The 21286-nt window shown below is 71.1% G+C and carries 15 protein-coding genes, 1 tRNA gene and 1 pseudogene; 9 read left to right on the forward strand and 8 right to left on the reverse strand.

Features of this window, described 5'->3' with window-relative positions; all coding sequences use genetic code 11:
• From AB0F70_RS21860 to xylA, 3 genes and pseudogenes are all read right to left on the reverse strand, one after another.
• Nucleotides 1-95: pseudogene (locus AB0F70_RS21860) on the reverse strand (MerR family transcriptional regulator); the annotation flags it as partial.
• A gap of 76 nt (nucleotides 96-171) precedes the next feature.
• Nucleotides 172-1650 carry a xylulokinase gene (gene xylB / locus AB0F70_RS21865; RefSeq protein ID WP_357453233.1) on the reverse strand — a complete coding sequence of 493 codons (1479 nt, stop codon included), beginning with the start codon at nucleotides 1648-1650 and terminating at the stop codon, nucleotides 172-174.
• Nucleotides 1651-1823: 173 nt separating this feature from the next.
• Nucleotides 1824-2978 (reverse strand): xylose isomerase, encoded by a 1155-nt coding sequence (xylA, locus tag AB0F70_RS21870; RefSeq protein ID WP_357453236.1) that lies wholly within the window; start codon nucleotides 2976-2978, stop codon nucleotides 1824-1826.
• Nucleotides 2979-3067: 89 nt separating this feature from the next.
• Between xylA and AB0F70_RS21875 the strand changes: the two genes are divergently transcribed.
• Nucleotides 3068-4309, forward strand: coding sequence for an ROK family transcriptional regulator (locus AB0F70_RS21875; protein ID WP_357453239.1), 1242 nt, complete (start codon nucleotides 3068-3070; stop codon nucleotides 4307-4309).
• On the opposite strand, the gene AB0F70_RS21880 is transcribed toward AB0F70_RS21875, so the two are convergent.
• The 3 genes from AB0F70_RS21880 to AB0F70_RS21890 form a co-directional block, all read right to left on the reverse strand.
• On the reverse strand, nucleotides 4298-5512 hold the full coding sequence (locus AB0F70_RS21880; RefSeq protein WP_357453242.1) for a hypothetical protein: 1215 nt from the start codon (nucleotides 5510-5512) through the stop codon (nucleotides 4298-4300). The two genes, AB0F70_RS21875 and AB0F70_RS21880, sit on opposite strands and share 12 nt — an antisense overlap.
• Nucleotides 5509-6321, reverse strand: a complete 813-nt coding sequence (locus AB0F70_RS21885) for a class I SAM-dependent methyltransferase (RefSeq protein ID WP_357453245.1) — start codon at nucleotides 6319-6321, stop codon at nucleotides 5509-5511. Before AB0F70_RS21885 ends, AB0F70_RS21880 begins: the two co-directional genes overlap by 4 nt.
• Before the next feature lie 62 nt (nucleotides 6322-6383).
• Nucleotides 6384-6456, reverse strand: a tRNA-Arg gene (locus AB0F70_RS21890).
• 297 nt (nucleotides 6457-6753) lie between these two features.
• Between AB0F70_RS21890 and AB0F70_RS21895 the strand changes: the two genes are divergently transcribed.
• The 5 genes from AB0F70_RS21895 to AB0F70_RS21915 are packed head-to-tail and all read left to right on the forward strand — an operon-like array spanning nucleotide 6754 to nucleotide 12344.
• Nucleotides 6754-8472: an ABC transporter substrate-binding protein gene (locus AB0F70_RS21895; protein WP_357453248.1), complete on the forward strand. Its 1719-nt coding sequence runs from the start codon at nucleotides 6754-6756 to the stop codon at nucleotides 8470-8472.
• Nucleotides 8473-8475: 3 nt separating this feature from the next.
• Nucleotides 8476-9471, forward strand: a complete 996-nt coding sequence (locus AB0F70_RS21900) for an ABC transporter permease (RefSeq protein WP_357453251.1) — start codon at nucleotides 8476-8478, stop codon at nucleotides 9469-9471.
• On the forward strand, nucleotides 9468-10400 hold the full coding sequence (locus AB0F70_RS21905; RefSeq protein WP_357453255.1) for an ABC transporter permease: 933 nt from the start codon (nucleotides 9468-9470) through the stop codon (nucleotides 10398-10400). The genes AB0F70_RS21900 and AB0F70_RS21905 overlap by 4 nt, the downstream gene beginning before the upstream one ends.
• Before the next feature lies 1 nt (nucleotide 10401).
• On the forward strand, nucleotides 10402-11352 hold the full coding sequence (locus AB0F70_RS21910) for an ABC transporter ATP-binding protein (protein ID WP_357453258.1): 951 nt from the start codon (nucleotides 10402-10404) through the stop codon (nucleotides 11350-11352).
• Nucleotides 11352-12344 carry an ABC transporter ATP-binding protein gene (locus tag AB0F70_RS21915; protein ID WP_357453261.1) on the forward strand — a complete coding sequence of 331 codons (993 nt, stop codon included), beginning with the start codon at nucleotides 11352-11354 and terminating at the stop codon, nucleotides 12342-12344. Before AB0F70_RS21910 ends, AB0F70_RS21915 begins: the two co-directional genes overlap by 1 nt.
• A 7-nt stretch (nucleotides 12345-12351) precedes the next feature.
• Here the strand turns inward: AB0F70_RS21915 and AB0F70_RS21920 are convergent, their stop codons facing one another.
• On the reverse strand, nucleotides 12352-13224 hold the full coding sequence (locus tag AB0F70_RS21920) for a L,D-transpeptidase (protein WP_357453264.1): 873 nt from the start codon (nucleotides 13222-13224) through the stop codon (nucleotides 12352-12354).
• Nucleotides 13225-13344: 120 nt separating this feature from the next.
• Here AB0F70_RS21920 and AB0F70_RS21925 point away from each other — a divergent pair, with 120 nt between their 5' ends.
• Nucleotides 13345-14649, forward strand: a complete 1305-nt coding sequence (locus AB0F70_RS21925; RefSeq protein ID WP_357453267.1) for a winged helix-turn-helix domain-containing protein — start codon at nucleotides 13345-13347, stop codon at nucleotides 14647-14649.
• Between the two features lie 42 nt (nucleotides 14650-14691).
• Here the strand turns inward: AB0F70_RS21925 and AB0F70_RS21930 are convergent, their stop codons facing one another.
• Nucleotides 14692-15921, reverse strand: coding sequence for an MFS transporter (locus tag AB0F70_RS21930; RefSeq protein ID WP_357453270.1), 1230 nt, complete (start codon nucleotides 15919-15921; stop codon nucleotides 14692-14694).
• A gap of 579 nt (nucleotides 15922-16500) precedes the next feature.
• Between AB0F70_RS21930 and AB0F70_RS21935 the strand changes: the two genes are divergently transcribed.
• Entirely contained in the window at nucleotides 16501-20538 is a 4038-nt protein-coding gene (locus tag AB0F70_RS21935; protein WP_357453273.1) for a hypothetical protein, read from the forward strand.
• A 280-nt stretch (nucleotides 20539-20818) separates the two neighbouring features.
• The gene (locus AB0F70_RS21940; RefSeq protein ID WP_357453276.1) at nucleotides 20819-21184 is read left to right on the forward strand and encodes a hypothetical protein; all 366 of its coding nucleotides are present in this window, start codon (nucleotides 20819-20821) and stop codon (nucleotides 21182-21184) included.
• Nucleotides 21185-21286 lie beyond the last annotated feature (102 nt).

The following is a 21286-nucleotide window of genomic DNA, read 5'->3' on the forward strand; positions in this document are numbered from 1 at the left end:
CGGTAGCCCGACGGCGTGCGCACCGGCTCGATCAGGCCCTGCTCCTCGAGGAAGCGGAGCTTGGAGTGCGACACGGACGGGAACTCCTGGCCGAGACGCTGCGCAACACACCCCGCAGACGTACTAGTTCTCCGGCCGGCTCGACCACCCTGGCGGGGTCGCGTTCTGCAGTCAGACCAGGTCGCGGACCGCGGCGTACTGCTCGCGGATCACTGGCTTCGGGTCGGCGTCAAGGGTCGTGGCGATCGTCGTGGACCACGCCGGAGCAGCGGCCTCCGGATCGCCCGCGGACGCAAGAGTCCAGGCGGCCTGGCGCGCGGCGCCGTCGGCCACGTACTCGCCGGGCTCGGGGATGCCGATCGGCAGCCCGAAGACCTGCGGGGCGATCTGCTGCACGGCCGGCGACTGCGCAGCGCCGCCGATCAGCATCACGCGGTCCACCGAGACGCCCTGCGCGCGCAGGGCGTCGAGACCGTCCGCGAGCCCGCAGAGCATGCCCTCGATATAGGCCCGGGCGAGGTGCGCGCGGGTCGACGTCGCCAGGCGGATGCCGTGCAGCGTGCCCGTAGCGGAGGGCCGGTTGGGCGTTCGCTCGCCCTCCAGGTACGGCACGAGCACGAGGCCGTCCGAACCGGGCGGGGCCTGCAGCGCGAGCTCGGCCAGCGTGTCGAAGTCGACGTCGAGCACCTCGCGGGCGGCGTCCACGACGCGCGCCGCGTTCAGGGTGACGGCGAGCATGAGGGCGTTCCCCGTCGCGTCGGCGAAGCCGTTGATCGCGCCCGAGCCGTCGGCGGTGCGCTTCGGCGCGACGGCGGAGACCACGCCCGACGTGCCGATCGAGATCGCGATGTCGCCCGGCGTCATGCCGAGCCCCAGGGACGCGCCCGCGTTGTCGCCTGCTCCGGGCCCGATGAGGGCCCCGCCATCGACCGCCGAGCCCGCGACGTCCGGATGCGCGACGGCGCCCGCCTCGGCCACGCCGACCACGCGCGGCAGCGCGACGTCGGTCCGCCCTATGGCACGTTCCAGCAGGTCAGGTCGGTACTGGCCGGTGGAGGCGTCGTAGTACCCGGTGCCCGACGCGTCCGACCGGTCGGTGAAGAGCTTGTCCAGCTGCGGGCCCAGCGGGGCCGTGGGGTCACCGGCGGGGCCGTAGCCCGCGATGCGCCAGGACAGCCAGTCGTGGGGGAGCGCCACCGCGGCGACGCGCGCCGCGTTCTCCGGCTCGTTGTCGTGCAGCCAGCGCAGCTTGGTGATGGTGAGGGACGCGACGAGCACGGAGCCGACGGCGTCGGCCCACGCCTGCGCACCCGCTTCGCGATCCCCGTTGCCCAGCTCGGTGATCAGGGTCTCGGCCGACGGCGCGGAGCGGTTGTCGTTCCACAGCAGCGCTGGCCGGATGACGTTGCCGTCGGCGTCGAGCACGACCATGCCGTGCTGCTGACCGCCCACGGAGAGCGCTGCGACGTCGGCCAGGCCGCCCGCCGCGGCGGCCGCCTCCTGGAAGGCGTCCCACCAGTGCCGCGGGTCCACCTCCGTGCCGTCCGGGTGCTTGGCGGAACCGGTGCGGACCAGCGCTCCGGTCTCGGCGTCGCGCACGACGATCTTGCAGGACTGCGTGGACGTGTCCACGCCGGCGACGAGGGGCATCGATGCTCCAGGAGATGAGGGAAGGGGACGCGGCTGGCCACGCTACCGCGCGCCGCAGTTCGAGCTAGCCCCCTTCGAGGCCTAAGTTCCTTCGCTCTGAGCGCGCCGAGAGCGAAGGAACTTAGGCCTCGAAGAGGGTGGCCGGCCGATGAGGCCGGACCACGACCGGAGCGTCAGCCGATCAGGTGCTTCAGCGCGAGCTGGTGGAGGCGGACCAGGCCGTAGTCCTTCTCGGCCAGTGCGTCGACGTCGGGGTCGGCCTCGGCCAGGAACGAGTCGAACGTCTCGCCCTCGGCGAGGGTCGACTGACCCAGCTCGAAGATGCCGGCGTGCTCGAACGCGGCCTGCACCTCGGAGTCGGCACGGTATGCGGCGGCCTTGGCCGCGAGCATGTCGTAGGTCTCCATGTTGGCCTTGGCCGACTCCCACACGCCGTCGAGGTACTCGGTGCGCGACGGCTTGTAGTCGAAGTGGCGCGGGCCCTCGTAGCGGGGTCCGCCGTTCGGGAAGCCGTTCTCCAGCAGGTCGACCGTGAAGAACGCGGACAGCAGGTCGCCGTGACCGAACACGAGGTCCTGGTCGTAGCGCGGCCCGTGCTGGCCGTTCAGGTCGATGTGGAACAGCTTGCCCAGGTGCAGCGCCAGGGCGATGCCGTGGGTGTAGTTGAGGCCTGCCATCTGCTCGTGGCCGGTCTCCGGGTTGAGGCCGACGATGTCGCCGTTGTCGAGCGAGTCGATCAGCGCGATGGCGTGACCGATCGTCGGCAGGAAGATGTCGCCGCGCGGCTCGTTGGGCTTGGGCTCCAGGGCGATCTTGAGCCCGTAGCCCTTCTCCTTGATGTACGAGGCGACCGTGTCGATGCCCTCGGCGTAGCGCGCGTGCGCCGCGTTGAGGTCCTTCGAGTTGTCGTACTCGGTGCCCTCGCGGCCACCCCACATGACGAACGTGGAGGCGCCCATGTCGGCGGCCAGGTCCACGTTGCGCAGCACCTTGCGCAGGCCGAAGCGGCGCACGTCGCGGTTGTTCGAGGTGAACGCGCCGTCCTTGAAGACGGGGTGCGTGAACGTGTTGGTCGTGACCATCTCGCAAACCATGCCGGTGTCAGCGGCGGCCTGCTTGACGGAGTCGATCTGCTTCTGGCGCTCGGCGTCGTCCGCACCGAAGGGGAAGACGTCGTTGTCGTGGAACGTGAAGCCCCAGGCGCCGAGGTCTGCGAGCTTGCGGACGGACTCGGCGGGGTCGAGCTCGGGTCGCGTCGCCGTGCCGAACGGGTCGGCAGCGGGCCAGCCGATGGTCCACAGGCCGAACGAGTACTTGATGTCGCTCACGGGGTCTCCTCATCGAGGCGGCCCCGGTATGCGGCGCCGCATTTGTTGTACGGATGAACTATTGCGCGAGGTTCGGCTACAGTCAAGGCGTGACCACCGCCGGGACCGCACGCGAGAGCACCACGTGGACGGGCCCTGGCGCGGCCCGCCAGCACACCCTGCGCGAACGCAACCTCGAGCTGGTCGCGCGCGCGGTGTTCGAGGTCTCCGAACCACTTTCGCGCGCCGGCGTCGCCGCCGCGACCGGCCTGGCCCGGGCCACCGTCTCGACGCTGGTGGACCAGCTGGTGGCCGCCGGGCTCGTGCGGGAGCTGCCCGCCGTGAACGGTGGGCGAGCCGGCCGGCCCGCGGTACCGCTCGTCCCGGCACCCCGTTCCGTCGTCGGCCTCGGGCTCGAGGTGAACGTGGACTACCTCGGCGCGCGCGTGCTCGATCTCACCGGGGACGTCGTCGCCGAGCGCGTGGTTCCGGGCGCCTTCCACGACAGCGACCCGACGGTGGTGCTCGGCCGCCTCGGCGCGCTCGCCCGTGAGGTGTCCGACGGCGTCGCGGCGTCCGGCATGACCGTCGCCGGCGCACGCCTGGCGCTCCCCGGCCTGGTCGACCCGCGCACCGGGCTCCTCGAGGTGGCACCCAACCTCGGCTGGTCCACGCTCGACCCGGTCCCGCTGCTGGGGCTCGGCGACCTCGAGGTCCGCATCGCCAACGAGGCCAAGCTCGCGGCGCTCGCCGAGCTGGCCGGCGGCTCCGACGTCGCGGCACCCGACTCCTTCATCTTCGTCTCGGGCGACGTCGGCATCGGCGCGGCCATCGTCGTCGACCGCGCGCTGTTCCTGGGGGAGCGCGGGTGGAACGGCGAGATCGGGCACGTGGTCGTCGACCCGGCCGGACCGCGCTGCTCGTGCGGCGCGTTCGGCTGCCTGGAGCAGTACGCGGGCAAGGAGGCGATGATGCGCGCGGCGGGGCTGCCGCCGGACTCCCCGCTCGACGCGCTCATCACCCGGCTGACCCAGGACGGCGCGGGCCCCGCCGCGGCGGGCAGCGCCATGGCCACGCTGCCCGCCGGCCGGGCGCTCGGCTCCGCCCTCGCCGACTTCGTCAACCTGCTCGACGTCTCCACCATCGTGCTGGGCGGCGCCTACACCGAGCTGCTGCCCTGGCTCCGGGCCGACGTCGAGGAGGTGCTCGCCGACCGGGTCCTCGCCGCGCCGTTCGTCGACCTGGACGTCCGCGCCGCGCAGGCCGGGCCGCAGGCGGCGCTCACGGGCGGGGCGCGCGAGGTGCTGCAGGCGGTGCTCGCCGAGCCGGCCGCCTGGGTGTCAAGCGCGTGACCGCGCGACGCGACGCCTGAACAGGCGGCGCTCCTTCCGGAGCTGGTCCGGTCGCGACGAGGTGTTGCCGCGTGCCACCAGGGTCGCGACGACCGTTGCGATCCCCAGCGCCACGACGGTGGCGACGACAGCTACGCGGATGGCCACCGGCGCGTCCGGGGCGACGTAGGCCATGATGTCCACCGTGAAGCTGCCGGCGACAGCGACGGTCAGCATCGCCGCCACCCGGTTGAGCCGACCGTCGAGGCGCTGTGTCTTCATGGTGGACTCGGCGCGCAGCGAGCTGTTGACGTGGGCCAGCAGCTCGGTGGCGTTCTGCTGTGCCTGGGGAAGCCCGACGTTGGCGAGTGCCGCGATGTAGGTCGCTCGGTGGCTCTGCGCCGACTCGAGCCGATAGGCATCCAGCATGTAGAACTCGGCCCACACCTGGTCGAGGAACCGGCGAAAGTCGTGGTCCTCCATGAGTCCCGTGTTCGCCCGGGCGAGCTGGGTCAGGATCCGGCGGCTTCCGATCATGGCGCTGAAGAGCACCGAGATCTGAGCGACGGTGATGTCCGCGGGCTCAAGAGCGGTCAGGACGTCGTCGAAGGGAGTGTCGGCGTCGAGATCCCAGGCGTACGTGTAGGACATCAGGATGCTGCAGTGGGGTCCCAGCGGCATCGGCAGGACTCGATGATCCCGCTCCCATGGTGGCTCGGCCGTGATGAAGTGCGCGTTGTACCGGACGACCCGCAGGTCGATGGACGACGGCATCCCGGTGCTGATCCCGCCGGTGTTGACGACCGTCGGGTTGCCGAGGAGGCCGCTCGAAGCGGCTGTGTCCAGGATTGCGTTGATCACCTGTGCGTCGGCGGACCGCAGGGCGGTGTTGACCGCGGCGTCGAACTCGTCGAGAGCGACGGTGTCCAGTGCGCGCAGGTCTGTCTCGTGGGTCATCGCGTAGGTCAGCAGCACGGTTCCTGCCCGTAGGACCCGTGCCCGGCAGTGGCGGATCGTCGCGCCAGGGAGGCGTACCGCGCTCCGCACCAGCGCTGTGAGGTCCAGCACGACCAACCGTTCGGGGTTGTAGGTCTGGCTCTCCAGCCGGCCCGGCGCCAGCCCGACGGACCCGTGACCCGGGACCTCCAGGTTGTCCGGGAGCAGCTCCAGGTTTCCGAAGTGGAGGGGATAGGCGCGGGTCTGGACGTGCAGGACAGAGCTCACCGGTCGGCCACTGCGACGTGCTCGGGGATGAGCTCGGTCGCCTCCTCGATCTCGACGGAGCCGAGATAGCGTCGCTGCAGGTCGTCGACGCTGGAGAAGCTGATCGAGGTCCCGAGAAGCCCCGCGAGGTCTGCCCGGCTCAGATAAGAGGCGTCGTCCGGGATCCCTTGCTGCTGGAACCATTTACGCTGGCGGGCGAGAACCGGGTTCTCGGACTCCCAGTACGTGACGACGGTCCGTTCGAGGTGGGGAATCTCGGCACCGAGCGTGACGGTGGCTCGGCAGTCCTCGAGCGGAAGGTAGAAGACGAAGCCTTCGGCCAGGTAGACCACCGGACGGCCGGCGGCGATCCGGGTGGTCGTGGTGATGACGTCGCGGCGCTGGGCCGCGTCGGAGAGGTCGGCGGCAAGATAGGTGACGCGCCGCTCGGGCAGTACCCCCTGCTCCTGCAGCTCCGCTGCGCGCGCGGACTTGGCCGCGATCATGTCCGGCAGGTCGACCTCGACGACGTCCGTGAAGCGAAAGAGCCACGGGTAGGACGCGAAGCCGGCACCACAGGTGAGGAGCACCGCGTCCGGGTGGGCTTCCAGCGTCTCCTCCAGCGCGTCCGATATGGCGCGGCAGCGCAGCGAGACCACGAGGTCGTCGTGCTCGTAGACGGTGCGGGCGAAGCCCTCCCACAGCTCGCGGACCGCCGACCGTTCCGAGCCGGGGATCCAGGACTCCGCGAAGGGGTCCAGGGCGAGGTCGGGCCTGCGCGCTCGTGAGTGGTTGACGAGATACGCAGTGGTCTCCACACCGTCGGCCATGCGCTCATGCAATCTTCTTTGCGACGGTTTGTCCACGGATCCCCGGGGTCCTCGCCAGAATGTGCGCCTGGGCAGACTCGAACTGCCGACACCCGCTTTAGGAGAGCGGTGCTCTATCCACTGAGCTACAGGCGCTCGCGCCTCTCCCGAGGGAGAAGCACGTCCGGCGCCGGGCGGAGCCCGGACCGGCGGACACAGCCTAGCGTCCGCCCGGCCCTGTGCGCGAAGTCCGACGTCCGACAGCGGTGTCACATTTTGGCAACATAGGTGACAAACCTTGACTCGGTCCACATCAGGGCAGAACGATGCTCAGCAAACCCGGCGCGACGTCGCACCGGGTCCGCACGACGGCCGTGCGGGTGGACGAGAGGATCAATGATGTTCCTTCGACAGACCAGGTCTCGGGGCACGTTGGCCCTAGCGACAGCCGCGGTGACCGGCTTGCTGCTCACCGGCTGCGGCGGCGGCGGTGGGAGCGCGCCCACCGCCGCGCCCAACCCCTACGCGACCGCCGAGGGGATGGAGTCGGCGACCGAGCTCATCGGCGAGTACCCCCGCGAGGAGACGCTCTTCACCAGCGGCACCCAGTGGGGTCCGCCCGCCTCCTGGAACCCGATCCCCGGTGCGGGTGGCGCCACCGGCTTGGGCGGCCTGCTCTACGAGCCGCTGTTCCAGTTCGACCCCATCACCCTCGAGCTGAAGCCCTGGCTCGCCGAGGGCGGCGAGTGGACCGGCGACGACACGTACGAGCTCACGCTCCGTGAGGGTCTGACCTGGCAGGACGGCGAGGCGCTCGACGCCGCCGACGTCGTCTTCACCGCGGAGCTCGGCAAGGTCGACGCCGTGCCGTGGAGCAACCTGTGGACGTGGCTGGACAAGGCCGAGGCCACGAGCCCCACCACCGTCGAGTTCACCTTCTCCGACCCCCGCTTCCAGGAGTGGGACAACTGGCTCTACACGACCATGATGGTGCCGGAGCACATCATGGGTGAGTGGTCGGACGACGAGCTGCTGTCCAACCCGAACGAGGAGCCGATCGGCTCGGGCGCGTTCAAGTTCTCCGCCGTGGGGCAGGACCGCATGGTCTGGGAGCGCAACGACGACTGGTGGGCCAAGAGCGAGCTCGGCCTCGAGATGCCGATGAAGTACATCGTCGACGTCGTGAACACCTCCAACGAGGTGGCCCTCGGCCTGATGCTGTCCGGCAGCCTCGACCTGAGCAACAACTTCCTGCCCGGCGTGAACACGCTCGTGGACCAGGATTCGGTCAGCACCTACTACGACGGCGAGCCGTACATGCTTGCCGCGGCGTCGGCGAACCTGATCCCGAACCAGACGCGCGCACCGATGGACGACGTCGACTTCCGGCAGGCGCTCGCGCGGTCGATCGACGTCGACAAGATCGTCTCGAACGCCTACGGCGGCCTCGTGCAGAAGGCTCACCCCTCGGGTCTGGTCCCGGCGTTCGAGCAGTACTACGACGAGGACGTCGCCGCAGAGCACGGCTTCACGTTCGACGCCGAGGAGGCCAAGTCGATACTGGCCGACGCCGGCTACGAGGACACCGACGGCGACGGGTTCGTCGAGACGCCCGACGGCGAGAAGATCGACCTCAAGCTGATCGTCCCGGCCGGCTGGACCGACTGGATGGAGGCGGCACGCGTCATCGCTGAGGACGCCTCCGCCGCAGGCATCAAGGTCACCGCCGACTTCCCCGACGCGGGCGCCATCGACGACGCCCGTGCCACCGGCGACTTCGACCTGCTCATCAACGGCAACGCGGGCATCAGCAACACGCCCTGGACCTACTACAACTACGCGTTCTACCAGCCGGTCCAGGAGCAGATGCTGGCGGGCAACTTCGGCCGGTACGAGGACGAGGAGGCCTGGGAGCTGGTGCAGGACCTGTCCCGGACCGAGAGCGGCACACCGGAGTTCTCCGAGACGCTGTCCCAGGTCCAGGAGAAGTTCATGACCGACCTCCCGGTGATCCCGCTCTGGTACAACGGCGCATGGGCTCAGTACAACGAGTCGCAGTGGACCAACTGGCCCAAGGAGGGGCGCGAGGACGCGTACTTCCCGGTGATGTGGAACGGGTACGTGCAGATGGGCGGCCTCAACACACTGCTCGCCCTCGAGCCGGCCTCCTGACGTATGCGCGGCTATCTCGCTCGCAAGACGCTGGTCTACGGCCTGACCTTCGTCGTCGCGGTGACGCTGAACTGGCTGATCCCCCGGCTCATGCCGGGGGATCCGGTCCAGCGGATGGTGGCGCGAACCGCCGTCCAGCACCCCGAGACGATAGTGGCCATGACCGACTACTACGAGCGCATGTTCGGTCTGGACCTACCGATCTGGCAGCAGTACCTGAACTACTGGGGCTCGCTGTTCCGCGGTGACCTGGGCACGAGCGTGTGGCTGTTCCCCACCCCGGTCAGCGAGGTGGTGCTCGACGCCGTCCCGTACACGCTCGGCATCATGATCCCGGCCATCCTGCTGAGCTTCGTGATCGGCAACACCGTCGGCGCGATGGCGGCGCGCAGCCGTTGGCTGGACAACGTCGCCCTGCCCGTCGGCTACCTGATCACGGCGATGCCGTACATGTGGCTGGCGATCCTGCTCGCCTGGGGCTTCGGCGTGGCGCTCGGCTGGTTCCCCGTGGCCGGCGGCTACGACTTCGGCCTCGTGCCGCAGTGGTCGTGGTCGTTCGCGGTCGACCTGTTGCAGCACTGGGTGCTGCCGTTCCTGTCGCTCTTCCTCGTCTCGCTCGGCGGCTGGGCGATCGGCATGCGCAACCTGATCATCTACGAGCTCGAGTCGGACTACGCGAACTACCTCGCCGCGCTCGGTGCGCCGAAGCGGCTCATCCGGCAGTACGCGTTCCGCAACGCGCAGCTGCCGCAGATCACGGGCCTGGCGCTGCAGCTGGGCACCATCCTGGGCGGCGCCCTGGTCACGGAGATCGTGTTCGCCTACCCGGGTCTCGGCAAGCTCGTGCTGTCCGCCATCCAGAACCAGGACTTCTTCCTGCTGCAGGGCACCCTGCTGTTCGTGGTGATCGGCGTGCTGGTCGCCAACTTCGTGATCGACATCGTCTACGTGCTGGTTGATCCCCGCACCAGGACCGGACTGACAGGGGGGACGGCATGACGGCGACACAGCCCGTTGCGGGGCCCGGAACCGAAGCTGCTGAACCCGGTGTGGCCGGCCCCGTGGTGGGCCGCAAGCCGGGCGGCGACGCACGCGAGACGCTGTACTTCGCGCTGCGCAACCCCAAGGTCATCATCGGCATGGTGGTGGTGCTCGGGTTCCTGCTGCTCGGCCTCATCGGGCCGGCGTTCCTCAAGTACGCGCCCATGGACTACGCGGGGCCGCCCATGGCGCCGCCGTCGGCGGAGTTTCCGTTCGGCACCACGACGTTCGGCCAGGACATCTTCGCGCAGTTCGTCGCCGGCCTGCGGTCCACGTTCCTCGTGGGCGTGCTGGGCGGCGCCGTGTCCGCCGTCATCGGCATGACCATCGGGTTCGTCGCGGGCTACCGCGGCGGCCTGATCGACGAGCTGCTGAACATGCTCACCAACGTGGTGCTCGTGATCCCCGGCTTCGTGGTGCTCATCATCATCAACGCCTACCTTGGCGTGCGGAGCGTCCCGATGCAGGCGCTGTACATCGGCGTCTTCAGCTGGCCGTGGGTGGCGCGCGCCGTCCGCTCGCAGACCTTGTCCCTGCGCACGCGGGACTTCATCGACCTGGCCCGGCTGTCCGGCGTGGGGGTGGGCACGATCCTGCGGCGCGAGGTCGCGCCCAACATGTACTCCTACCTCTTCATGACGTTCGTGCTGCTGTTCGGCGGATCGATCCTGACGGCGGCGTCGCTCGACTTCATCGGGCTCGGGCCCACCAACGCGATGTCGCTCGGCCTGATGATGAACCAGGCCGTGCAGTGGAGCGCGCTCCATCTGGGGTTGTGGTGGTGGTTCATCCCGCCGGGGCTGGGGATAACGCTCATCGTCGGCTCGCTCTACATCATGAATGTCGGCCTCGACGAGGTCTTCAACCCCAAGCTGCGGGAGATGTGACATGGCCCTGGCCGTGAACGACCTCAAGGTCTGGTACCGCACCCGCCGCGGCGATGTGAAGGCCCTCGACGGCGTCACCTTCGAGGTGGCGGACGGCGAGATCATGGGCGTGGCCGGCGAGTCAGGCTGCGGCAAGACGACGCTCGGCAAGGCCCTGATCCGCCTCGACACCCGCATGAAGCACGTGGGTGGCACGGTGGTCCTGGACGACGACGAGCTGCCGCTGGCTGACGACGCCGCCATGCGCCGCCACCGCTACCGCGAGGTGTCCCTCATCCCGCAGTACGCGATGTCCGCGATGAACCCGACCCGCAAGATCGGCCGGATGATCAAGGACCTCCTCGGGGCGCACAACGTCCGGTACACCGACGTGCTGCCCGAGCTCGAGCGGCGCCTCAAGCTCGTCGGGCTGGAGCCGGACGTGCTGAAGCGCTACCCGATCGAGCTGTCCGGCGGCATGAAGCAGCGTGTGGTGCTCGTGCTCTCCACGCTGCTGAACCCGTCGCTCCTGATCGGCGACGAGGTGACGTCGGCGCTCGACGTCTCCTCGCAGAAGGCGGTGGCCCGGGCGCTCGTCGAGTTCCGCGACCACGGGTTCGTGAAGTCGATGATCGTCATCACGCACGACATCTCCGTGCTGTTCCAGGTCGCCGACACCATCCTCGTCATGTACGCGGGGCACCTGGCCGAGAAGGCGCCGGCCAGGACGATCATCAGCGACCCCCTGCACCCCTACACGAAGATGCTCATCGGGGCGCTGCCCAAGGTCGGCGACCGGTACGAGGAGCAGCAGCTCGAAGGCATCGAGGGGCGGCCGCCGTCGCTCCTCGAACCGCCCGCCGGCTGCCGGTTCCGCGCCCGCTGCCCCCTGGCACACGACAGGTGCGCAGAGGCGCCACCGTTCCGGGAGGTTGCCCCGGGGCACCACGTCGCCTGCTGGGCGGTGAGCTGATGCTGACCCTCGACCACCTCGACAAGGTCTACCGGACCGGCACCTTCGGCACCTCCGACCTGCACGCGGTGCGGCAGGTGAGCCTCGACGTGCAGCGCGGGGAGGTGGTGTCGCTCATCGGCGAGTCGGGCAGCGGCAAGTCGACGATCGGCAAGCTGGTGCTCCATCTGCTCGACTCCTCGGGCGGCACCATCACGTTCGACGGGCAGGACGTCACCAAGCTCTCCTTCCGCGCCCGCCGCGACTACTACCGCAAGGTCCAGGGTGTGTTCCAGGACCCGTTCTCGTCGTTCAACCCCATCTACAAGGTGGACCGCACGTTCGAGACGCTGCGCCGCTCCTACTTCCCCAAGGTCTCGTCGGGGGAGTGGCGGACGCGGCTCGAGGACGCGCTCGCCGCCGTGACGCTCGAGCCGGACGACATCCTCGGCAAGTTCCCGCACCAGCTCTCCGGCGGGCAGCTGCAGCGGCTGCTCATCGCGCGGGCCCTGCTCCTCGACATCGAGCTGCTGGTCGCGGACGAGATCATCTCGATGCTCGACGCCTCGACCCGGATCGACGTGCTCAACCTGCTGGGTGAGCTCAAGGCGCGCGGCCTCGGCATCCTGTTCGTCACGCACGACCTCTCGCTCGGCAACTACGTCTCCGACCGCGTGGTCATCCTCTACAAGGGGCGGGTGGTGGAGCGGGGCGTGACGAACGCCGTCTTCGACGACCCGCTGCACCCCTACACGCGCGACCTCCTGGCCTCGGTGCCGCACCTGGACCGGACGTGGGACGAGGTCGAGGCCGAGGAGGCGGACCGCACCAGGCTCCTGGCAGGTCGCTGCCTCTACCACGAGGCGATCACCGCACAGGGCCGGGCCCTGGGCGAGGAGGCGGAGGCCGCCGACGGCGTGCCCGACGGCGTCGGCCTGGTCGAGTACACACCCGGACACTTCGTGGGGTGCTTCCGCAAGGCGGCGGAGGAGCCGTGCCCAGCCGGGCCATGACGAAGGATCAGGTTCTGATCAGTACCGGGACGCCGGGGTCCAGGTCGGTGAGCCGTGCGAAGTCCTTGGCTGTGAGCCGGACGCAGCCGTTGCTCACCGCCTGGCCCTGGCCCTCGCCCACGTGGATGGCGGTCGCGGCGTAGTCGGTGCCGTAGAACCCGTCGAGGGTCTCGCTCTGCATCGACAGGAACACCGACATCCCGGTGTTCACCGCCTCCGTGACGGTGAACACCTGGGTGATCCCCAGCGGCGTCGGCGTGGCGGACGCGCCGACCGCCGCCGGGAGCCGGTCGCTGGAGCCGTCGGCGTGCGTGACCGTCACGGTGCGGTCGGACAGGTCGACCAGCACCGAACGCTTCTCCCGGATCAGCAGGACGTCGCTCCCGCGGAGCCAGCCCGCGGCGCCGTTCACCCGCTCCGCATCGCGCGACGGCAGGGCGCCGCGCCCGTACGGGACGAGCACCTGCACCCACCCCGGCCGGCTGTCGAGCACGAGCCAGCGCGCCTCGGCGTCGTAGTAGCGGGACTCGAGGGCGAGGACCGGCGCCTCGGTCACGTCAGGGGCGGCCCAGACCGGGATGCGGAACTCGTTCGGCCGCGCCACCGAACCGGGCAGGTCCTCCAGGGACCCGACCTCGGCCTGCGGTAGCGCGCGCGGCAGGATCTCGGCGATGTCTGGCCTGGGCAGGGACCGCAGGGAGTAGACGGCGGGGGTCGGCGCCGGCGTCGGCGTGGGGCTCGGCGACGGCGACGGGCTCGCCGACGGAGCGGCTGCCGCAGGAGCGGGCTCGTCGCGGGGCAGCAGGCCGCCCCACACCGCGGCCCCGAGCAGCGCGACCGCCAAACCACCCGCGATCCAGGCCCAGAGCTTCCGCGTCATGCACCGGACGATACCGGCCCGACATCTATGTCCGATATCTTCATTTTTGCCCAACCTCTGGGAATCCGAACTCTTGTTCGATACTCTCACCCGGCACCCCTCGACCAAGGAGAGATCACCGTGGCACCCGCCGACCGGACGTTCCCCGTCACGACCGTCCCGACGCGCCGTTCCCGCAGACTGGTCCTCACCGGCGCGATCTCCGTCGCCCTCATCTCGACCGGGTCCGCGTACCTGGCGATGGTCCAGTTCGGCATCGACGTCCTCGCCATGAACCAGGGCACCGCGTACGCGACCGCCGGCGTCTTCGAGCTGTCCCTCGTCACCGTCGCCCTCCTCGCCCGCGAGGCCGCCCGGGACAACCGGCCCGGCGGCACCCTGCTCGCCCTGACCTGGGCACTGTCGTCCGCGTCCGGTGTGTTCGCCGCGTGGCACGAGGCCTACATCGGCCACCCGATCGGCGCCGTCCTGTTCAGGTTCATCGTGCCACTGCTCGCCGCCCTCATGTGGCACCTCGCCCTGATCGGCGACCGGCACCTCGCCACCGGCACGTCCTGGTCGGCGATGCGGCAGTCCGCGCGCATGCACGCGCTCTTCCTCACCACCGAGGACCTGTTCCGGGCGCAGAGCCTGCACGACGGGTCACGGGCCGCTCGCCGTCGGCTCGCCCGCGCCGAGGCCGGACGCCGCAGGGCGCGCTCCGTCGCCCTGCGCACCGTCCCGCCCATGGAGATGCGGGCGCAGGTCGCCGCCTGGTGCGAGGCGCTCGCCGCGGTGGGGGACGGCACCGCCGACGTCGCCCGGCTGCACCTCGCCGACCGGCAGCGGCTGACCGGCATCCTCGTGGACGACGAGCTCATGGACGGCCGCGTGTCGGACACGCGTGCTGGCCTCGGGGTGGGTGCGCCCGACTACGAGCGCCGCGCCGCCGACGCCGTCGCCGCGGAGTTCGCCGACGTCCGTCCCGTCGCGCGGGGCCGGGACGGGGGCGTGCTCGGCGAGGATCTCCTCGACCGGGACGTGTACGACGGCGAGGTGTACGACGGCGAGGTGTTCGACGGCGAGACCGATCGCCGGTCAGCGCGCGTCAGCGCCGCTCTCGACACGCCGCGCCAGGGTGTGAGCGAGCGCGCACCCGCGCCCGAGAGTGATCCCGACCAGGGTGCGGAGCTACCGGTCGAGGAGCCTGCGGAGGCGGCGGACCGGGCCACGGCGAACGTCCGGGAGGCGCTGCCCCCGCGGCGCCGTCCGCGGCGCAACACGGGGCTCGGGACCGAGGACGCCGAGCGCATGATCCAGCTGCGCACCAAGGGCCGTACGTACCGGGAGATCGCCGAGGAGGTAGGCGTCAGCCGGTCGACGGTGGGCAAGCGCATGCGCGAGTTCACGGAGACGGGTTCGATCCCGATCGTCAGGGCGCGCTGACCGGAACCCGGTTCGTCCCGGTCCGGCTCCGGCCGGAGCCGCCTACTCGCCCGAGTCGGCGTGGGCGATGCTGCCGAGGGACTTCCAGATCAGGATCAGCGTGATCCCTGCGCCCACGAACCCGAACCAGAACGGGGCGGCCAGCCCCCACTGCTCGGCGATGAAACCGCCCAGCGCGTTGCCCACGAGGACCCCGCCGAACACGCTCACCATGTTGAGCGAACCCACGCGCCCCTGGAGGTCGAGAGGGGTGGCGCGCTGGCGCACGGCGTTGGAGATGGCACCCCACACGAACGCGTAGACGCCGAACCCGAACATCGCGACGAAGGCACCCCATACGGTCGTGTTGAGCGCCAGCCCCAGGTGCCAGATCACCTCGCAGGTCAGGACCACGCGCATCAGCGTCGCGAACGGGACCCGCTTCTGCAGCCGGTCGAAGAAGGCCGTGCTGAGGAGACCGCCCACCGCTGTCGCGGTGGTCAGCATGCCGAACTGGAGCGTGCTCATCCCCAGGTGTTCCGTCGCGTAGAGCACGAGCACGCCCATGGGTGCGGCGTAGGTGATGTTGAACGTGAGGATGGTGAGCATCAGCGTGCGGACGGCGGGGGTGCGCCACACCCAGCGCAGGCCCTCGGTGATGTCCTGGCGGATATGGGTCCGGGTCTCGCGTACGGCGCCTTGGGTCACCGAGATCCGCGAGATCAGCACGATCGCCAGCGTTGCCGTGACCGCCTGGGCGGCGAACGGCCAGGCCATGCCTGCAGCGAACAGGAACGCGCCGATGGGCGGCCCGGCGAGCTGGTTCGCCGTCACGAAGCCGGCCATGAGCCGGGCCTGCCCGATCGCCAGGTCTTCCTTGGGGGTCACCATCGGCAGGAGCGTCTGGCTCGCGGAGTCGGCGAACACCTCGGCCACCCCGAGGGCGAGCATGACGGCCAGCACGAGGACGACGTTCACGACGTCCGTGACGATGATGACGCACAGCGCGACGATCACCGCGGCGCGCAGGCCGTTGGCGATCATCACCATGCGACGGCGGTCCAGGCGGTCGGCCAGGGCGCCGGCCCAGAGGCCGAACAGGAGCCAGGGCAGCGACTGGAGCATCGCGGCGAGCGCGACGAGGAACGGGCTGTCGGTCTGCGACGCGACGAGGAGGGGGCCCGCGGCGAGCGCTATGCCGTCGCCGATGTTGCTGGTCCAGGACGAGGTCACGAGCCAGCGGAACGACTTGCCCAGCCGGCGGGGGAAGACTGCCTCGATGAGTGCGCTCACAAACGTTCGAGTCTAGGTGCGGCGTCCAGGCTTTTTTCTTCCGGTCGGGTCGGGCCCCTCGAGGGGGTGATATCGCCGGCGTCGGACAGGGCTTTCTGGCGGTCGCGGGGGCGCTGCGGCCGGTGTTCGCGGCGCGGCGTCGGCGACACGCGGGATCGGCGAGATCCTGCGGTCGGGCGAGCGGCAGATCGGATATAACGGTCACTTCGATAACGATTTCTAACGCCACGTTTCAACAGTTGGACGATCGTCCGACTCGGTGTTGACGTCCGCCGGGAACAGGTGCAGACTCTCACAGGACGGTGCGCATCGCCCGCCCCCTGCGCGGTGCGCACTGTCATACCCCGTCGGGCTCCGGCCCGTCTGCGAAGCCCCTTCGGACCCCCTGCCGAAGGGGCTCTTGCATTCCCCGACGGCGGTCACCGCGGCCCCTCGTCTCCCGGGCCGGGTCTCCGCGCCGCCCGACCGGCGCACACCGGGTGACCTGCACGCCGGACACGCCCGGGAGTTCCGAGTACCCGGCGTGTCGCGCGGCGTGGCGTCCGACCCTTGCGGACGCGACGCGGTTAGCGTGCTGGTGTGAACGCTGCCCGCCGCCAGACCGCAGCCGCCTCCGAGAGCTCGGTCGATCTGTCCGAGGAGCTCTCGGCCGCGCTGAAGGACGAGACGACGGACCCGGCCACCGACCTGGCCGTGTCGGAGGCCCCGGAGTCCACACCGGACGGTGTCCGGGACCCCATGGCCGAGTCGGTCGCGCGCTGGCGCGCCGGGCTGGTCCGGCTCGCCGGGGGATCTTCCCTGGCCGACGTCGGGCTGCTGGGCGAGGCGGTCATCGACCTGTCGACCGCCCATCCCTCGGGTGTGGCCCAGCTCTTCGCGGGCCGGCCCACCCGCCTGTCCAACCTGGTGCGCGAGTCCGGCTCGCTGCCGGCGGCCCGCCGTCGGGCACGGGCGGTGGCCGCACGTTCCGCCGAGCACGCGCAGCGCTACGGGGTGTCGCCCACCTACCTGGCGATAGGCGTGGCCACATGGATCGAGCGGCCCACGACCGGTGGCGACCGGAGCGACATGGAGGCCATCACCCGGGTGCTCGGCCCGGCGAGCACGGTGTCCGCCCCTGAGTACGAGTCCACCGACAGCCCGGCCGACGCGCCTGCGCTCACCGGGTCCGTCCCCATCGTGACGCTGGCCATGCCCTCCGGCCGGCCCGTGCCGCCGTCGGGCGGCGAGGAGGACGAGCCGCGTGTCGTGCGTGCACCCGTGCTGCTCCGGCCCGTCATGCTCACGCCGCGCAGCGACGGCGAGGGCGACTACGACATCACGCTCGACCCGACGGTAGAGATCAACCCGGTGGTGGCGCGCACGCTGCGCGCCCACGGTGCACTGCTCGACCCGACGGCGCTGGCCAAGGCGACGTTCACGCTCGCAGGCTTCAACCCGTCGGACGTGCTGGACCGCGTGGCGAGCCTCGGGTCGGCGGTGCTCGGCGAGTTCCAGCTCGACCGGCGGGTGCTGGTCGGCACGTTCGTCCACCCCGGGCAGGTGCTGGTCGACGACCTCGACGAGCTGGCCCCCTCCCTGGGCCGGCACGAGGTGGTCTCGGCGCTCGGCGGGGTGGACAGCTCGGTGACCCAGCTGGGCAAGGTCGAGCTCCCGGAGCGGCGCGTGGGCGACGCCGACCCGGCGCACGAGCGCGGCGTCGGCGACCTGGACCCGCATCAGCGACACGTCGTGGATGCCCTGGCCACGGGCAGCCACCTGTTCGTCGACGCGCCTGTCGGGTCGGACGTCGCGGGCACGCTGGCCGCCGTCGTCGCGGAGGCGAACGCCAGCGGCAGGTCCGTGCTGTACGTCCCGGGGCACCGCCGTGCCGCCGACGCGCTGGCCGCACGCCTCGACTCGCTCGGCCTGGGCGGGCTGCTGCTCGACATCGCGCCTGTGCCGACCTGGCGCACGTCGACGGCGCGCCGTCTGCTGGAGGCGATGGCGCCAGCGCAGGAACGGATAGACGCCGACGGGGTGGCCCGGGTGCGGGACGCGCTGATCGGCTCACGGGCGCAGCTCGCCGGCTACATCGGGGCGCTGCACCGGGTGCGCGACCCGTGGCGGGTCTCCGCGTACGACGCTCTGCAGGCCCTGGCCCGGCTCACCTCCGAGCGTCCCGCCCCGGCGACCCGGGTGCGGCTGGCCTCGGAGACGGTGCTCGTCCTGGGCGCGGAGCGTCGCGCCGAGCTCGCCGCCGACCTCGAACGGGCGGCCGAGCTGGGCGCGTTCACGCTGCGGTCGGCGTCGAGCCCGTGGTTCGGCGCGCACATCCTCACCGACGAGGACGCCCGCTCGGCCCTGGCCCGCGTCACGCGCCTCGCCGATCACACGCTGCCGGAGCTGCGCAAGCAGATCGAGTACGTCGCCCGGGTGACCGGCCTCGTCGAGGCCACCACCGCCAACCAGTGGGGCGAGCAGCTCGCGATGCTGGGCGGCATGCGCGGCACGCTCGACGTGTTCCAGCCCATGGTCTTCGAGCGCACCGCCGCTGACATGGTGCAGGCGACGGCGTCGAGCCGGGCGCGGGCCGAGCAGGGCGCCGAGATGGGCTGGCTGACCCGGCGCCGCCTGAAGCGGCGGGCCCGCGAGATGGTGCGCCCCGGCGTCCGCGTGCCGGACATGCACGCGGCCCTCGTCGAGGTGCAGCGGCAGCGCGAGGTGTGGCAGGCACAGTGCCCGCGGGGCGGCTGGCCGACCCTGCCGGAGGGCCTGGCCGCGGTGGAGGAGACCTACGAGGCGGTCCGCATCGACCTCGAGGCGCTCGAGCCGGTGCTGCGCGCCTCGCAGGCGGGCGGCGGGCTGCTCGACCTCGACCTGTTCGCGCTGGTCCAGCGGCTCGCGTCCCTCGCGGAGACCGAGGACGCGCTGACCCCGCTGCCCGAGCGGACCGCGGTGCTGCGCCGGCTGCGCAAGGCCGGGCTCGGCGAGCTGGTCGACGACCTCGGCGAACGCCGCGTGGAGACCGACCTCGTGGGGCCGGAGCTGGAGCTGTCCTGGTGGTCTTCGGTGTTCGAGCAGATCCTGTCGACCGAGCCCGATCTCGCCGGACAGGACGGCGCAGGGCTGGACGCTCTCGCCGGCCGGTTCCGCGAGCTCGACCGCCGGCACATCGAGTCCCTGTCCGCACCCGTGCGGGCAGCGGTGCGTGCGCACCTCGGTGCGGCGATGCGCGACGAGCGGGAGGACGCCGAGGCCCTCTACGCGACCCTGGTCGAGGGCGGGCTCAGCTCGATGCGCGACCTCGTGTCCGGGCACGGCTCCACCGCGCGGCGTCTGCGGCCCACCTGGGTGTCGACGCCGACCATGGTGCCGCACCTGCTGCCGGCCGAGCGGAGCGCGGACCTGGTGATCCTCGATGCGGTGCAGCACGTGCCGGTCGAGGTGGTCGTGCCGGCGCTGGCCCGCGGCCGGCAGATCGTCGTGGTCGGCGACCCGCGGTCGGCGTCGGGCACCGCGGTGCGCGACCTCGCGCGGCTGCTGCCGCGCGTCACGCTGCAGCCCGAGCCCGCGCGACGAGATCCCCAGCTCACGGGCCTGCTGGCCGCCCACGGGTACGAGGGCATCATGCGGCCCGCGCCCATGCCGCGGACCGAGGCGCTCGTGCACTTCTCGCTCGTGGACGGCACGGGCATGCCCGATCCGGTCTCCGGCACCGTCGAGTCGACGCAGGCCGAGGTGGAGCAGGTGGTCGACCTCGCGATCGAGCACGCGATGACCCGGCCGGAGGAGACCTTCGGCATCGTCACCGTCACCGCCGCGCACGCCGACCGCATCCGCGAGCGGCTGCTCGCCGAGGTCCGCGGTAACCCCGCACTGGCGCCGTTCTTCGCCGGATCGCGGCCCGAGCCGGTGGTGGTCGCCGACGTCACGGGCGTCGCCGGCCTGGCGCGCGACACGATAGTGCTCACCCTCGGCTTCGGGCGGACGCCGCACGGCCGCGTGCTGCACCGGTTCGGCGTGCTGGGTGACGGCGGCGGTGACGCGATGCTGCTCGGCTCGCTGGGCGCCGCGCGCAAGCGGCTGCACGTCGTGTCGTGCTTCCCCGCCGCGGACCTCGATCCCGAACGACTGCGCGGCCCTGGGCCGCAGCTGCTGGCGGAGATGCTGGCCTTCGCCGAGGAGCGTTCAGGGCTCGCCGACCAGGTCGAGATCGGTAACGGCGTGGACGTCGCGCGGTCCGTCGACCGCCTGGTCGTGGACCTGGGGGAGCGGCTGTGGCGCTCCGGCCTCGTGGTCGAGACCGACTACGGCCTGCCGGGCGGCGACCGGATCCCGCTCGCGGTGGGGCACCCGGACCTTCCGGGCGAGCTCCTGGTCGCTGTCCTGACCGACGACGCCGCCTACGTGGCCGAACCCTCCATCCGTGTACGCGACAGGCAGCTCGCCGAGCAGCTCGAACGGCTCGGCTGGGTGGTCGCGCAGGTGTGGTCGGCCGCAGCGTTCCTCGACCCGGACGCCGAGGCGGAGCGGGTGCGCCGCGTGGTGCTGGCCGTGCGGGACGCCCGGGTGGGCGTCTCGGGCGGCGTGTCGCCGGCGGCGGAGCTGGTGGTCCCGCAGGTGCTGGACGACTGATCCCTGGGCGGTCTGGGACTCGGGTTTGCGTGAGTTCGGTCCATTGCACGGCTGCTGCTGGGCTGACTTCGGTCCATTGCACGGCAGCTGGCGCCGACTTCGGTCGTTTGCACGGCAGCTGGGGCCGACTTCGGTCGTTTGCACGGCAGCTGGGGCCGACTTCGGTCCGTTGCTCTGAGATCGGTCAATCAAATGACCGATCTCGGAGCAACCGACCGAAGTCACTTGTCTGGCCGTGCAACGGACCGATCTCATATCCACATCGGGTGACAATGGTGCCGTGAGCGAGTCCGTGAACCAGCCGTTCGATCCGGTGCCCTCGGCTGAGCCGACGGCGTCGGCTGACTCGGCGGCGTCGGCTGACTCGGCGACGTCGGCTGACTCGGCGACGTCGGTTGACTCGGCAACGTCTGCCGACCCGGTGCCGGGCGGTGCCGACTCGACTGTCACGGGGACCACCCCGCGGCGGCGAGGGCCTCGGCGTGCCGTGCGGCGCGGGACCGAACGTGAGGCAGTGCTCGGGGCGAGCGCCGACGAGCGGCCGGCGGGCTGGAGCGAAGGAGCCGACGGCGGCAGCGCGGCCGGCGCAGGCCAAGACTCGAACGACGAGCAGCTCCGCCGGGACGTCCCGCCGCACTGGGGCTGAACACGTCACCGGCGTCGGCGGGTGCAGATGGGCCGAGGAGTCGAGAACGGGGTCATGTTCGCAGCACGTTCGCTGCAGAACATAACCCCGTTCTCACAGCCC

The sequence above is a fragment of the Promicromonospora sp. NPDC023805 genome, assembly GCF_040639635.1.
Taxonomy (GTDB): domain Bacteria; phylum Actinomycetota; class Actinomycetes; order Actinomycetales; family Cellulomonadaceae; genus Promicromonospora.